A 15,501-nucleotide genomic window follows, 5' to 3' on the forward strand; every position below is an offset into this window, starting at 1 on the left:
ATTTCTGTATTAAAATGATAAATTAAGACTCAAAGAATATATTCTTGAGAAAGGATAATCAATACCTCGTTCTGCTTTGATTGTTGAAACACGGAAGAATTCGTTTGCCAAAGCGTTAAATCCTAATGCTGTCAAACCTGCTCTTTTTAGCCAAGCTCTATCTGTAACACGGTAACCTAATCGAATAGATTCTCCAGAGATGTAATCATCTTTTTGGATAAAACGTGATGAGATTGGTGTATTATTGGTTAGCCCTATCGCTTTAAATTGTGCCATCTGTCCAGGAGTGGTCCAACGGTCTGTAAAAGCTCTGACATCCTGATTATCAAAAATATTATCTCTCGAGATATTTTCTACTTTGTTGTATAAGGCAGAGTTAAATCGCTCTGCACCAAAACTATAACGCACAAACAATCCAAAACTAAAACCTTTGTAACTTAAGTTTGTAGAAACTACTCCTGTAGCCGTTTCTCTAGAATTCCCCATTACTACTTCATCTTTTTTATCTAGAATAAAAGTAGTCTGACCGTTTTTCTTTAAGAAAACTTCTCTACCAGTTGCCGGATCAATTCCCAATGACGGTACAGCCCAAAGATCATTGCTGCTTGCTCCATCATAGTATCTTGTTAAGCTGGTTGTTTTTTGTGCTTCAGAATTTAGAGAAGATAATGCATTACCAAAACCACCTAATTTGTTATCACCAGTAGTTCCCATTAAGCCGATTCCCCAAATAAAATTTCGGCTCAAATCATAGATAAAATTGTAGTTCATTTTTAACTCTAATCCCTGTGTAGTTAGATAACCCAAATTTAAAGGATAACCATTAAGTCCTGTCGAAGCCGCAAGATCGATCGCTACAATCTGTGGAGACGTTTTACGTTTGTAAGCTCCCAAAGTCATTGTTAATCTGTTTCTAAACATAGCCAGATCCAGCCCTAAAGACAAATCCTTGGTTCTTTGTGCTTCTAAATTTGGGTTTGCAATTTGAGAAACTCCTAGCCCTGCACCAAAAACGTTTGTATTTGGGTTATAAGCATATACATCATAAGAAGCAAAACCTACTAAGTTTTGATTTCCGGTTTGACCGACATTGGCACGAATTTTCAAAATGTTGACAATATCTTCATTCATTTTAAACTCATTGTTCAAATTCCATCCAAAACCAACTCCCCAATAAGGTGAATATTTTTTGTTTGTTCCAAAATTGGTCGCTCCTGAAATTGTCTGAGTAAAATCGAATAAAAATCTGCGGTCGTAAGCGTAGTTAATCTGATTAGTTAAATCGACACTTCTTATCAATTCTGTATAAATTTCTGGTTTACCGTTAGGTTCATATCCAAAAGCAAATGAGGGATTTCCGGGAACACCAAGAGGGAATCCTCGTAAAAATGATTTATACGAATTATTTCTTGTTTCTAAAGCTGAGGCTCTAATGGTGTAATTGAATGAGTGGACATTTTTAAAAACATTCGCATAAGTTGCACCAAGATTAGCATTCCATTTATCTGTAATTGCATCATACTTAGTGTAAGTTCCTTTTTCTGTCGCAATATTATTAATAAAACGAGTATCATCTGGAGAAACAAAAACCATATTGTTGTTTTCAAGCCTTGAAACAGATAATGCTCCAGTTGCCTTGATATGTGAGTTTATATCGTAATTAATAGCAAAGTTATTGGTGAAATTAAAATCTTTTCCTTTATCATAACTCCCTAAAAAGACATTGTAAAGTGGATTAGCCGGATGATTTACAATTGTTTGTAAACTAGTTAAAGGCAGTGACGATCCATCCATATAACGTGTTATCACTCCGTTTTCATTATACTTTGGATAATACGGACTTGCTTTTGCCCAAGTTTCAAATGAACCATACGGAGATTCCTGATTCGTTCCTCCAGAAACAAAAAACTGGTTGTTAATACTTAATTTATTTTTTCTGTATGTCAAAGTGGTATTATAGCCCCAAGTATCGTGCTCTGAACCTTTCATTGTTCCTGTCAGCGTTTTATAATTTCCGGCAACGTTAAATCTAAATTCATCAGAACCTCCTCCAAAATTTAAACTATGTCCAGATGTAATTCCCATTTGTATCGGTTCGTTTAACCAATACGTATTTACACCGCTTCGAACCGACGCCAAACGTCTGTTATATTCTTTATCCCAAGTTAATGGTGTTGTTTCAGAAGTTCCATCCTTAACAATAAATGCTCCAGAAAGTCTTTCGAATTCAAGCTTTTGCTCGGCACTCATTAAATGATAAACACTCAAATCTGCTAATTCATAAGATGAATTATACACATAAGAAAATTGCAACTTCCCTGGAAGAGGTTTGTTGGTTTCAATAACCACAACACCGTTTGCAGAACGAGAACCGTACAATGCAGTCGAGGCCGCATCTTTTAATAAAGTAATGCTAGCAATTCTATTAATATCTAAATCAACAACTTGTTGTAAAGTAGTAGGGAATCCGTCCAAAATAAACAAAGGCTGATTTGGGTCGTCTCTAAACTGACTACCAACCTGATTTGCTGTTAAACTCGTCTGTCCTCTCACCTCAATTGTTGGTAAAATATTTGGGTTTGAACCTGCAATATTATTATTGACCACAATAAAAGAGGGATCTAATGATTTTAAAGCCTGTACAACATTTTGCGTTGATACCTGTCTTAGTTCCTCACCTCTAAAAACAGTTACCGCTCCAGTAATCAATTCTTTTTTACGAACTGTAACCCCAGTATTTACTACAACACCTTCAAGTTGTTTGGTTTCTTCTGCTAGTGTAACATTAAGTACTTTTTTATTGTTTACAGCAACAATTTCTGACTTGTGGCCAATGTAAGAAAATAATAAAATTCCGTTATTTGGCGCTATAATTTTATATTTTCCATCAAAATCAGTTCGTGATGCTACATTTGATCCTTTGACCGTCACGTTAACTCCTGGCAGAGGTTCTTTTTTTTGATTCGTTACAACACCAGTAATTTCAATATTTTTAGACTGTAGTACAACCACTTTTTCAACTGGAGTTTCTTTAACTACAATTGTGTTCCCGTTCATAAAACTGAAATTAAAATTTTTGCTGGGAAAACTGGCTTCCAGCAAATCATTTACTTTAATTTTGCCCTTTTTTAAATGTACTTTAGGTAATTTTTTAAATAAATCTTCCTGATAAATAAAAGTATAATCTGTCTGCTGCTTGATAATGTCAAAAACCTCGTCGACTGATACCGTTTTATCAGCAGCAATTACAACTTTTGTGTTTTGCGAAAATAGATTTACGGGAGAAAAACCAAAAATTGTAGTACAAAACAAGAAGATAAAAGTTCTCATAATGTTAATAATTAGCCTATTTCTAATATAGAAATAAGCACTGGTTAATTTAAATTTCATAAATTTACATGTTAATTGGTTGGTTGTTAAAAAATGATTAATTGATTAATACACAGAAAGGGATGAAGTGCGGTACGGTGAGAGGTCTGAACTTTAATCCCTTTTCTTTTTATTTTATTATAATCTTATTGTCTTTTTTCTCATAGGCATTAATGAAATTAATATTCTTGATGGTAGTCAATATGTCTTCTAATTTTTGATTTTTATTTAAAACTCCATTAAATTTCACATTACCAAGAGCCGGATCAGCAAATTCAATATCAGTATCGTACCATCTTGATAATACTTTTGCAATATCTTTTAAAGGCATCCCTTTAAAAACAAACAATCCTTTTCTCCATGAAATTTCGTTGTAAACATCAACTTCCGAAATTGCAATGTTATCAGCATTTTTACTGATTCGAGATTGTTCATTTGGTGCTAAAATTTCTTTATTATTAACATTGCTCACAGCTACTTTTCCTTTTACCAATGTCGTGTAAATTGTACTTTCGTCTTTATAAGCTTTGATGTTAAATTCGGTACCAATAACCTCAACATTCTGCATTGAAGTTTTTACTTTAAACTTAGAACCTTTATGTTTTGTACTTGGTGAAACTTCAAAATAAGCTTCTCCATATACAAGCTCAACTTGTCTTGTTTCTCCATCAACAAAAGCGACCGGATATTTTAATTGCGATTCAGAATTCAGCCAAACTCTTGTACTGTCAGCCAGCTGAACAAAAAACTGTCCTCCTCTCGGAATCGTTAAAAAGTTGTTTGCTATTGCTGCCGAATGATTTTTGGCATTATAAATTAATTTTTCTCCATTGCTTGATACATTTCCGGTTGCGTATCCTTTTCCTTTTTCCAATGCAATGACAGAGCCGTCTTCTAAAGTCAAAGTGGCTTTATCAGTTCCTATTAAAATATTTTTATTGGCAACTGCAGGAATAGTATTTTTCGCGTTTTTGGCTGTATTGAATAATAAAGTAATTGAAATCAGCATAGCAACTGATGCAGCAACCGCAACTCTAAAACTTGTTCTAGTATAAAAAGGCCTTAACGGAATAGCTTCAGTTTCATCTGCTTTTATTGCAGTCTGAATTTTTTGAAGCATTTTATGCTGCATTTCTTCTTTAGGTCCTAAGCTTTCATCCCACTCTTCAGAAGTTTGGAAACTTTCATAAAAATGCAATAATTTTTTACTCTCCTCCCGATTAGTATCGCCAGAAAGATATCTGTTTAATAACGTTAAGAATTCTTCTTTTTTCATTTTTTTTATTATTAATACGGGAGTATATTAAGTAAGTATCTAAAAAGACATTTACCCCCTAGTCAAAATTGTATTTTTTTTTATTTTTTTTACTTTTTTAAGAAAAGCCCCGTTGTATAAGAGAAAATTCAACGGTATAGACTTATAATCGGCAATCATTTTAAGACTTTCTATAAATTTTTAGAAAGCCACAAAACCATTGCAGCACCCAAGGAACTTCCCATTGATAAACGAATGGTATGAAGCGCTTTTGTAATATGATTTTCGACCGTTTTTGTTGAGATGTTGAGACGTTCGCTAATTTCTTTATGACTCAGCTGTTCTTCCCTGCTGAGTTTATAAACGGCTTGGCATTTTTCTGGAAGTGTTTCAATAATTAAATTGAGCTGCTGCAGTAATTCTTCATGCATTAGTTCCGTCTCAGGCGTTGTGTGCTGAAAACGTTTTTCTAAATCATCAAAAAGCTCGACTTTAACTTTGTCTTTGTTTTTTCTTAAATGATTAAAAACCTGATAACGGGCGCAGGCGTACATATAACCTTTTAAAGAAATATGAATTTCTAATTTTTCGCGGTTGGTCCAGATATTCAAAAATATATCCTGAATAATATCCTCGCACAGTTCTTTGTCTTTAATCACATTATAAGCCGACATAAAGAGTGCCTGCCAAAAAGTATTATATAATTCCGTCAAAGCCGATTCATCTCCAAGGCGAAGACGATCGATTAAAATTTGATCCTGTTTTAATGAGGGTAACGACAATTTTTTGGCTTTAGAGAAATTGAATAATTCGCAACAAACTTAATAATATTATCCAATAATCCTAATTTGCTCTTTTCTATATTATTCGTTTATAATTATTAAAATAATCTTACAAAAAACTTTTTTACTTAAAAATTTCATAATATTAAATGCTTTGCCATCTTAAAATTTTGACATTACATAATTTTTTTGAGTTTAAAAATGGATTTAACAAAGGGGCCGATCTTAAGGAAAAATCGAATTTTTATGAATTATTGCAAAAATGACGTAGCCAATTTCTTAGATCATAAATTCAAAAAAAATGCTCAATATAAAAAAGTAAAAAGCTTTACTATCAATTTAGATGTTCTCGTGGCCTTATTTTTAAAGCAAAAAAAATCGGAAGCAATACTTCCGATTTTTATATTTTTAAGATTCACAGCTGCTGCAGCTCACGAGACTTGTAACCAATTCTTTAGAAACACTCTGGCTTCTTTGGTAATACAAACTTTTAATTCCGAGCTGCCACGATTCGATCATTAAACGATTTACCTCTTTAATAGGCAATTCTGCCGGAATATTAAGATTTAAACTTTGTCCTTGATCCACAAATTTTTGACGAATTGCTGCCTGCTGCACAATTTCAAGCTGACTGATTTCTTTGAAAGTTTTAAAAACATCTTTTTCCGTTTGAGTAAGCTGTTCCATATGCTGTACGCTTCCTCCATTCAGCATAATACCGCGCCAAACTTCCTCGTTGTCAAGACCTTTTTCTTCCAATAATTTTTTCAGATATTTATTTTTTCGCATAAAATTTCCTTTACTCAAACCAGCTTTGTAATAATTACTGCTGAAAGGTTCAATTCCCGGAGAAGTCTGCCCTAAAATTGCCGATGAAGAGGTTGTAGGCGCAATTGCCATTGTCGTTGTATTTCTTCTGCCATAACCTTTCAGCAATTCTGGTTCGCCATAAATTCGGGCTAAATCCTGCGTTGCTTTATCGGCTTTGTCACTGATGTGTTTGAAAATTTCTGTTGTTTTCATTTTGGCTTCCAATCCTTCAAACGGAATCATATTTTTTTGCAGATACGAATGCCATCCTAAAACGCCCAACCCTAAAGCACGGTGTCTTTTTGCAAATTTATTAGCTGCAGCTAAATAGTAGTTTCCTTCGGTCTTTTCGATAAATTCCTGCAAAACGGCATCCAAGAAAAAGATCGCCAGTTTTACCGCTTCAGTATCTTTCCATTCTTCATAAAGTTCCAGATTCATTGACGAAAGACAGCAAATAAACGACTCATCAAAGTCTGACGGAAGCATAATTTCGCTGCACAAATTGCTGGCATTAATACGGAGATTTTTATCTTTATAAACTTGAGGTTTGTTTTTATTTACGTTGTCACTGAAAAAGATATAAGGCAATCCTTTTTGCTGACGGCTTTCAAGAACTTTTGCCCAAATTTGACGTTTTTCAGCATCCCCGTCAATCATTTCCTGCATCCAATAATCGGGTACGCAGATTCCGGTAAACAAATTCTGAATTGGATTTCCGATGCTTTTTATCTTCAAAAATTCTTCAATATCCGGGTGATCTACATCTAAATATGCTGCAAACGCACCACGACGAACGCCACCTTGTGAAATCGTGTCCATAGTAGTATCAAAAAGTTTCATGAAACTTACTGCACCACTGCTCTTTCCGTTATCCGTTACGGCACTTCCTCTTTCGCGTAATTCTCCAAAATATCCAGATGTTCCTCCACCAATTTTGGTCTGCATGATTACTTCGCCTAGTTTATGCGTAATTCCTTCAATTTCGTCTGGAACGTGAACATTAAAACAAGAAATTGGCAAACCGCGTTCTGTTCCCATATTGGCCCAAACCGGTGAGCTGATACTCATCCAGCCGCGTTCGATCATTTCTACAAAAGAATCTTTTAGTTCCGGCTTATAAAGTCTTTTTGCTGCAGCGGTACAAATTCTGTCAATTGCACCTTCGACTGTTTCTCCTTTTAAAAGATAGCCGCGGTTTAATATTTGTTCACTTTCAGAATTTTTCCACCACATTTTATTATCTGCATCGCTTAACGGAGCGCTCTTTTCTGAAATTGTATCTATTATTGTATTCATGTTACTTGGCTAATTAAAAAAGGTCGTTTGCTGTAATACTTTTATCATGTTTGGTATATTCTACCGGTCTTTTTGCAAAGAAATCATCAAGACTGTTTGCAAAAACTTCTTCTTCAAACCAAGACATTGCTCTATAATCTTCTATCGAAACATCAAAAACAGTTGGAATTCCTATTTGTTTTAAACTTTCATCCAATCTGAATTTCATGAAATTAACCAAATCTGTTTTATTGATACTTTCGATTTCACCATCTTCAAAAATCCAGTCTAAAATATCAGACTCTACACCAATTGAGTCTTTTACTGTATCTCTGATCGTCAATAGAGTCGCATCATCAAAATAATCAGGAAATTCTTCGCGGATTTTATTGATGATAAAAATGCCACCATTTGCATGAATTTGTTCGTCGATTGAAGTCCACGCAATAATATTGCTGACATTTTTCATGTAGCCTTTGAATCTTGTAAAAGAAAGCAAAATGGCGAACTGACTAAAAAGTGAAACATTTTCGATAAGAATGCTAAACAAAATCAGCGAAACCATATATTTTTTATTGTCCTGCGAACGTGTATCTTTTAAAACATTTGAAAGATAATCGACACGCTTGCGGATTACAGGAACGTCTAGTAATTTTTCGAATTCATCATTATAACCTAAAACCTCAAGCAAACGCGAATAGGCTTCAGAATGCCTGAATTCACATTCTGCAAAAGTAGTTCCGAGTCCATTAAATTCAGGTTTTGGAAAATGCTCATAAATATTTCCCCAAAAACTTTTTACTGCTACTTCAATCTGAGCAATTGCCAGCAAGCTGTTTTTAATTGCCGTTTTTTCGGCTACTGTTAAATGCGAATGAAAATCCTGCGTATCTGCAGTAAAATCAACCTCTGTATGAACCCAGTAGGCCTTATTAATGGCTTCAGTAAATTGCAGTACCTCCGGGTATTCAAACGGCTTATAATTGATTCTTTTATCGAAAATAGACATAATATAAAATATTTAATGGTGACAAAATTAAGGATACGAAATGTCGATTTGGGAGGTATTTTGACATCTCGATACTTACAAATTTAAGCCACGAATTTTGGTTTTACTTTCGTTTTCATGTTAAAAATAAAGGCAATTATCAACAGCAAAAAAAACTCTTTTAGAGTACCAAAAAAAGTATTTATCAACAGCTCTTTTTAAACTCATAATACTCGAAAAACCAGTTATTTAAAAAGAATCTAAATAAAGTTGTCAACAGAAAAAAACACATTCATTCGTTGATTTCAAAAAAAGGTTATCAACAGCAAACTTAAAAAACAACAACATTTTGTCTTTAAAACTGTTACAAAAAAAGGGTTTTAAAGTCTTATTTAAACACTCAAAAAGTTTGAGATTCAAAAAAATCAAATTGCCAAAATTACACTAATTGTTTAATTTTAAACATTTTACATAATTTAAGAATTGTTTAAACTTAAATTTATAAATCTTAAGGAAGAAACAAAAATGAGCTTTTTCTCTTAAACAATTTTTAAATACCTAAAAACAAGATGACAACTGATATTATAGAATTGAATGACTTTATTGTTTTAATAGAACAATCGAACACGACAAAAACTATCGTTCAGAAATGTGAAATCGACGGCGACGCGATTGGATTTGCATTTTATGGATCTGGAAATGTTGAGTTAGAAATTAAACACAACAATCAGACAAAATATCTCACGAATACTACTGGTTTGGCTATTTGTTTTTTTGGAAATCAGAAAGTCGAATTCTCACATAAAATTGAACCTGACAAACCGCTTCAATCCATCAGTATTTTTACCAAACCGAAACATCTGAACTCACTTCCTGAGGCCGAAAAAGAGATTTTTGAAAAATACCTTCCGGAATTATTAAATCCGAAGGAACATTTTGTAAAAGGGCCCTCCTATTATATGACACTTGATATGCAATTAGCAGTTCAAAAAATTTTCAATACAACTTACCTTGGAAATACGCGATTGTTATTTTTAAGAAGTCAGGTCAACGAACTTTTGGCGCATTTTTTCGCGCTTTTAAGTACCGATTCCAAAATTGATTTCTCAGAAATTGACAAAAACAAATTGTTTAAAGCAAAGGAAATTGTAACCAATAATTTTTCGAAACCGCCGTCAATTATACAATTATCGCAAATGGTGGGTTTGAACAGCAGTAAACTGAAAAAGAATTTTAAAGAACTTTTCGGGATTCCGGTTTTCAAATATGTCCAGGAAGAACGGCTTCATAAAGCGTATGAATTACTCCGCGAAAGCGAAAAAACGGTTCAGGAAGCGGCTTGGGAAGTGGGTTATGAAAGTCTGAGTTCTTTTTCGAATGCCTTTCACAAAAAATTCGGCGTGCGCCCGAATGAAGTCCGTCTTCAATTCCTTTCAAACAAATCTTAATTCTTTTGCGACAAATGATTCGTTTTTAATGTAATCAACTTTGTATCAGTAATCTTAAAAAAAATATTGATATGAACAAAAAGAAAATTTTAGTCTTGGGTTCCAATGGGAAAACGGGACGCAGAGTAGTTGAAAGATTGAGAAATAATTCAGATGTCGAAATTCGTCTAGGTTCCAGATCTGAAAAAATTCCTTTTGATTGGGAAAAACCAGAAACCTGGGAAAATGTTCTGAAAGACATTGAGATTGTTTATGTAACATTTCAGCCTGATTTAGCCATTCCTTCGGCAGTTGAAACTATGGAGAAATTTACTCAAACTGCAACAAAACTAGGCGTTCAAAAAATAGTTTTATTGTCAGGAAGAGGCGAAAAAGAAGCACAGCTTTGCGAAGAAATCGTGAAACAAAATGCTAAAAACTGGACCATCGTGCGTGCAAGCTGGTTCAATCAAAACTTCAGCGAAAGTATTTTTCTAGAACCAATTTTAGCCGGAATTGTTGCTTTGCCAAGAGCTGAAGCACTTGAACCTTTCACCGATGCCGATGACATTGCCGATGTTGTTTTGGAAGCACTTTTAAATGAAAGTCATAATTCAAAAACCTACGAATTAACAGGACCAAGATTGCTGACTTTTAAAGAAGCCGTAAATACAATCGCCGAATCGACTGGCCGAAACATTACTTTTCAAGGTTTATCATTAGAAGAATATACGCAGATGCTGAAAGAATATCAGGTTCCTGAAGATCATATCTGGCTTGTGAATTATCTTTTTGATGAGGTTTTGGATGGAAGAAATTCGCATATCACTTCTGATATTGAAAAAGTTTTAGGCCGAAAAGCAAAAGATTTTTCTGCTTACGCGAAAGAAACAGCCAAAACTGGAATTTGGAATTCTTAAGACTTTACGGATGAATTATTTTAGAGCAATTTTTTCTGGTTTTGTGGTTTGGGTTTTGGTCAGCATTTCGTTTTACATTTTAGATCAAATTCCATTTATCCAAGATTTTTTCTGGCTTCAATCAGTAATAGTACTATTTGGAATTGTCTTTTTTGGAATTCTTGGCGCTAAGATTTATTATAAAAAAGTTTCCAAAACGAATGGCTTACTACTCGGAATTGTAATGTCATTAACCGCTTTAATTTTGGATATTTTTATCACAGTTCCTTTTGTCGAAATACCAAACGGGAGAAGTTATTATAGTTTTTTCAGTAGTCCGATTTTATGGCTTTTGGCAATTATAAATGCGCTTTCGGTTTATTTTTATTGGAAGAAAAAAGTAACTATTTAGATATTATTTTAAAACAAAAAGCTTGTCCGATTGAACAAGCTTTTGTTTTTCCTAAAAATTTGGTTTTCAACACATAGAAACATAGATTTATATTTAATTCGATAAAGATTAAAATAAATGACAAATCATTTACACATAGCCTATGTTTATTAATACAAGTGAAACGCCTTTTGTTAAGCAATCAATTCTATGTTTCTATGTGCTAAAAATTAACTAGCAAATTAAATTTTTGCATCTTTAATTTTTGCTTTTGCTAACTGATCAACTCTCCAAATTAAAAACACGGTGCATAAAGTAACTGCAGCAATTACGTATCCTAAAATATCATAGTTTTCAAGTGGTGATGTTTTCGTTTTTTGATGTACAATAAATCCCGCACAAACTGCTGCGATTCCACCTGCAATCTGCTGTAAAGAAGATGTGATGGACATATAAGCGCCTCGATCTTTCATCTCTGGAATGGCAGTATTCAAAGTTGTTGCCGGAATCATTCTACTCATAATTCCCATAAACATAATCATCGTTAATCCGACAATTTGCCATAAAGGTACTGGCCCCAGATTAGTGTAAATTACAATGATAACAACAGAAATCGCAGATCCTGCGGCGAACAATTTAAACTTGCTCACTTTGTCGCTGAGTTTACCAATAATTGGCATGATGAAAAGTACCGAAAGGCCAGTAAAGAAAAATACCATTGGCAGTTCAAGCTGGCTGATATGAATATTATTTACTAAAAATGCGCTTCCAAAAGGCTGTAACATAAATCCGCCAACAGACAAAAATGCAATTGCTGTAAAACCAACTTGGTAATGTTTATTACTCAAAGTGTGCCAAAGATGCAAAAACGGACTTTTATCTGACTGAAGTTCCAAGTGTTTTGTAATAGGTTTCATTTGCGTGATTACAGCAAGAAGAATCAATCCCGCTAAAACGGCAATCATAATAAAAGCAGAATGCCATCCCCAGTTATTTGCAAAGTAAAGTCCAACCGGAATTCCTAAAATCTGGCTTGTTGCAAACGCCATTTGTATAACGCCCATCACACGCCCTCGTTGCTGAATTACAAATAAATCGGTTACGATGGCTAATGAAACCGAACCAATTACACCTCCAAAAAGTCCTGTTACAATTCGCGCCATAAGCAGCATCATATAACTGGTTGAAAGTGCACAAAAAACAGTTCCAATAATAAAACCGGTGTAAAAGAAAATCAATAGTTTTTTTCGGTCAAATTTATCTGCAAAACCTGCCGCTAATAAACCTGAAATTCCAGCACTGAAAGCATACGCCGATACTGCAAAACCAAAGTTTGAAGTTGTCATATCTAATGTTTTCATTAATATATCTCCAAGCGGAGAAATCACCATAAAATCAAGAATAACAGTGAATTGCAAAAGCGCCAGTATGGCAATAATAATTTTTTGATGAGAGGTAAAAGCGGGGCTCTCTATAGTAGTTTTTTCCATTTTTTATAAATATGTTTTTTACGATAATTCTTGGCATTCAAAGCCTAAATCGCTGATTATTTTAATAATTTCTTCCGGTTTCAATGTTTCTGAAACCACGCGAAGAACGCAGTCAACATCTTCGCAATCAACACTCCACTGCTCAATATTTTGATGATTGTTGAGTGCATTATGCGCCGCGCAATTTGAATCAATTGCACTGATGTTTGTTTTAAAAATATGTATTGTGTTTAAATCTGTTTCCATAGTTTTTCATGGTTTTAAGCCTTTAACCGTTGATTGAAAAGCTTCTTTCATAATTTCTTTTGTAAGAACAAATGGTTTTCCTCCCATACTTTTGCCTTCAGTGTGCATGTTCAGCAACGTATAAAGAGGTCCGTAAGCCACACACCAAAATGCCTCAAAACTCATTGGGAGAAGTTCTTTGTTTTGAAGAGCATTGTCTATAAAATTTTTCATAATGGTTCTGAAATCGGCAAACTCTGCAATCGAATCCAATATGATTTCTCCGTGTGGGGAATGTTTGATGATCTCAAAAAATGCAACTTCCTTAGGGTACTTCATTGTAAAGCTGGCGCGGTTTTCCCATTGTTTCCACAAACCTTCTTCAAATGACATTTCGGGCGAAAAGTCATTTACAGTGCTGTTAAAAAACTTCAATGCTATTTTGCTCCCTATTTTTTGAATTAAATCATCTTTGTCAGCATAATAAATATAGAGCGTACCAACAGAAATCGAACAGGCTTTCGCCAATTTATTCATACTGAAACCTTGAAATCCTTCCTGCACAATCTGGTCAATCGCCGTCTTTATAACCAGTTTTTCTTTGTCAATATCTCTAACTCTCATAGCTTTTTTTTTTGCAAAGATAAAATAATAAATGAATGAACGCTTTTTTATTTATTTATTTTTTTGATGCTTTTAGAAAAAAGAGGCAAGAAGCAAGATTTTGAAAAAAAAATCTTGAATCTTGGAAATTGGAAAATTGATTTCTTCGAAATAAAACCAATAAAAAAAGTCTGTAAACAAACGCTTACAGACTTTAAAAAACACTAAACAAATAAATAAAATTACTTTCTTCTAAAATTTTCAGCTCACTTCTTTCTTCAAATATCTTGCTTCTTGCCTCTTTCTTCTAATTCATAACTACTTACTTCTCACCAGCGAAACATCATCGGCGAGGCAAAAAGAATTTGCTTTTCCGCTGGCTAAGAAACCAACCTCCGCTTTTCCTCCTTTTATTATTATATTATTTATTACAATTGTTTTCCATTCGGTGTTTTCCTCTTTTATTGTAAACTGAAATTTCTTTTCATTGCTTAAAACATACACTTCAAGATTATCAAATCCGGTGCTGTTTTTAATTTTAGCGGTTAGCGTGTATGATCCGTCTTCCAGTTTTACATATGGTGATGAGGTTATGGTTTGAAATACTTTTCGTTTGAAATTAATTTTATCACTGATATTAAGACTCTTTTCGCCAATTACAATCTTCCTTTCGGCTTGTGTATTAAAATGATTTAAAACAGGTGAAGTAAGCGTGTCTAATCCAATTGTATTTCCTTCAATAACCTCGCTTGCCCAGCCCGTCAGCTGAATTTGCACCGGCTTAACAGGACTCGGAATATGTCGGCGGTCGGCTTCAAAACTGCCATTTTTTACGTAATTATTTTCTTTATTTACTTTCCAGTTTCCTGTTTTTGAATCCAAATCCCAAGCGCTCAGCGAATTGAAATAAGGTGTTTTTCCATCAAAAGAAAGCGGACACCATTGATTATATCCTAAACCGTTTCCTGCAAAATCAGACCAGCGATCACCACAAAACACAATAGTTTCCTGTTTGCTTCCTTTTACAGAAAAGAAAAAACCGGTCTGCGAAACATGTGCAAAATCTTCTTCGGCACCCTTCGTTACCAACATTTCATTCGTTGGAAGATACGGACCGCGAATATCATCGGCCACTAAATAATAGGCAAACGAACCATCCCAGCCGTATATATTTGAAGCGTACATGTAGTAGCGATTTTTGTATTTGAACATACAATTTCCTTCCCTGCTTTCACCTTTAAAAATTTCTTTACAATCTAACAGATTCACTTTTTCATCTTTCATTCCAATTTCAGAAACGTAAATTTTGTTTCGCCCTCTTCCATAGGAATAAATCAAATACGATTTTCCGGTATCTTCATCAGTAAAAACGGTCTGGTCACCGGTATTACTGGTTCCAATCATTTTTTCCATATTGATTTTCTGATGCCAGATAAATTCACCTGTTGGCGAATCTGAAAGTGTAATTAATACTTCGCTTCCATGCTGTACAAACATGGCATATTTATTAATTTCTTTTATAAAAGCGACACCCAAACGACCCACCCAAGTTTTTCCATTTTGATTGACTTTATCTTTGGTTAAAACATTTCCTTCAAAAGTCCAGTTCACAAAATCAGTTGAACTGTAGCAGGTTACGGCTTCAAAAGTTGCATTTGGCAATGTTTTAGAAGGATCGGCACGATATTGATCGGCTTCAGCATAATGTACACCGTACCAATAATATTTCGTTTTACCCGTTTTAGGATCAGGAAATTTAAAAATACCTCCGCCTTGGCTGTTTAACGGTTTTCCGTCTTGGGTATTCCAAAAAATATCATTTTTAATCGTTTTATTTTGTGCGATAGTTTTATTTGATATTCCCAAACAAAGCATTAGAAGAATAACGCTCAAAGAATACCATTTTTGAATTTTCATATTTATTACGGTTAGTTAGTTGGTAATAAAATTATCTAATAACAAAAAACTTCGCGTCATGCACTAT

At 34.0% G+C, this 15,501-nt stretch carries 12 protein-coding genes; 3 read left to right on the forward strand and 9 right to left on the reverse strand.

Annotated features, from left to right (window positions below; all coding sequences use genetic code 11):
• Window positions 1–9: 9 nt before the first annotated feature.
• The 5 genes from GKZ88_RS08580 to GKZ88_RS08600 form a co-directional block, all read right to left on the reverse strand.
• Window positions 10–3,330 (reverse strand): SusC/RagA family TonB-linked outer membrane protein, encoded by a 3,321-nt coding sequence (locus tag GKZ88_RS08580; RefSeq protein ID WP_196216459.1) that lies wholly within the window; start codon window positions 3,328–3,330, stop codon window positions 10–12.
• Between the two features lie 169 nt (window positions 3,331–3,499).
• Window positions 3,500–4,645 carry a FecR domain-containing protein gene (locus GKZ88_RS08585; protein ID WP_230392486.1) on the reverse strand — a complete coding sequence of 382 codons (1,146 nt, stop codon included), beginning with the start codon at window positions 4,643–4,645 and terminating at the stop codon, window positions 3,500–3,502.
• Between the two features lie 170 nt (window positions 4,646–4,815).
• Complete coding sequence (locus tag GKZ88_RS08590; protein WP_155101958.1) at window positions 4,816–5,406, reverse strand: RNA polymerase sigma-70 factor; 591 nt, start codon at window positions 5,404–5,406, stop codon at window positions 4,816–4,818.
• A gap of 408 nt (window positions 5,407–5,814) precedes the next feature.
• Complete coding sequence (locus GKZ88_RS08595; protein ID WP_155101959.1) at window positions 5,815–7,515, reverse strand: ribonucleoside-diphosphate reductase subunit alpha; 1,701 nt, start codon at window positions 7,513–7,515, stop codon at window positions 5,815–5,817.
• Between the two features lie 13 nt (window positions 7,516–7,528).
• Complete coding sequence (locus GKZ88_RS08600) at window positions 7,529–8,503, reverse strand: ribonucleotide-diphosphate reductase subunit beta (RefSeq protein WP_155101960.1); 975 nt, start codon at window positions 8,501–8,503, stop codon at window positions 7,529–7,531.
• Window positions 8,504–9,051: 548 nt separating this feature from the next.
• Between GKZ88_RS08600 and GKZ88_RS08605 the strand changes: the two genes are divergently transcribed.
• From GKZ88_RS08605 to GKZ88_RS08615, 3 genes are all read left to right on the forward strand, one after another.
• Entirely contained in the window at window positions 9,052–9,930 is an 879-nt protein-coding gene (locus GKZ88_RS08605) for an AraC family transcriptional regulator (protein WP_155101961.1), read from the forward strand.
• A 71-nt stretch (window positions 9,931–10,001) separates the two neighbouring features.
• Window positions 10,002–10,829 (forward strand): NAD(P)H-binding protein, encoded by an 828-nt coding sequence (locus tag GKZ88_RS08610; protein WP_155101962.1) that lies wholly within the window; start codon window positions 10,002–10,004, stop codon window positions 10,827–10,829.
• Between the two features lie 10 nt (window positions 10,830–10,839).
• On the forward strand, window positions 10,840–11,220 hold the full coding sequence (locus GKZ88_RS08615; RefSeq protein WP_155101963.1) for a DUF5367 family protein: 381 nt from the start codon (window positions 10,840–10,842) through the stop codon (window positions 11,218–11,220).
• Between the two features lie 221 nt (window positions 11,221–11,441).
• On the opposite strand, the gene GKZ88_RS08620 is transcribed toward GKZ88_RS08615, so the two are convergent.
• The 4 genes from GKZ88_RS08620 to GKZ88_RS08635 form a co-directional block, all read right to left on the reverse strand.
• Window positions 11,442–12,689: an MFS transporter gene (locus GKZ88_RS08620; protein ID WP_155101964.1), complete on the reverse strand. Its 1,248-nt coding sequence runs from the start codon at window positions 12,687–12,689 to the stop codon at window positions 11,442–11,444.
• An 18-nt stretch (window positions 12,690–12,707) separates the two neighbouring features.
• Window positions 12,708–12,935, reverse strand: a complete 228-nt coding sequence (locus tag GKZ88_RS08625) for a hypothetical protein (protein WP_155101965.1) — start codon at window positions 12,933–12,935, stop codon at window positions 12,708–12,710.
• Between the two features lie 6 nt (window positions 12,936–12,941).
• Window positions 12,942–13,538, reverse strand: coding sequence for a TetR/AcrR family transcriptional regulator (locus GKZ88_RS08630; RefSeq protein WP_155101966.1), 597 nt, complete (start codon window positions 13,536–13,538; stop codon window positions 12,942–12,944).
• A gap of 297 nt (window positions 13,539–13,835) precedes the next feature.
• Entirely contained in the window at window positions 13,836–15,434 is a 1,599-nt protein-coding gene (locus GKZ88_RS08635; RefSeq protein WP_155101967.1) for a family 43 glycosylhydrolase, read from the reverse strand.
• Window positions 15,435–15,501 lie beyond the last annotated feature (67 nt).

Origin of the sequence: Flavobacterium sp. LC2016-01 (assembly GCF_009711135.1) — a bacterium.
Lineage (GTDB): Bacteria > Bacteroidota > Bacteroidia > Flavobacteriales > Flavobacteriaceae > Flavobacterium.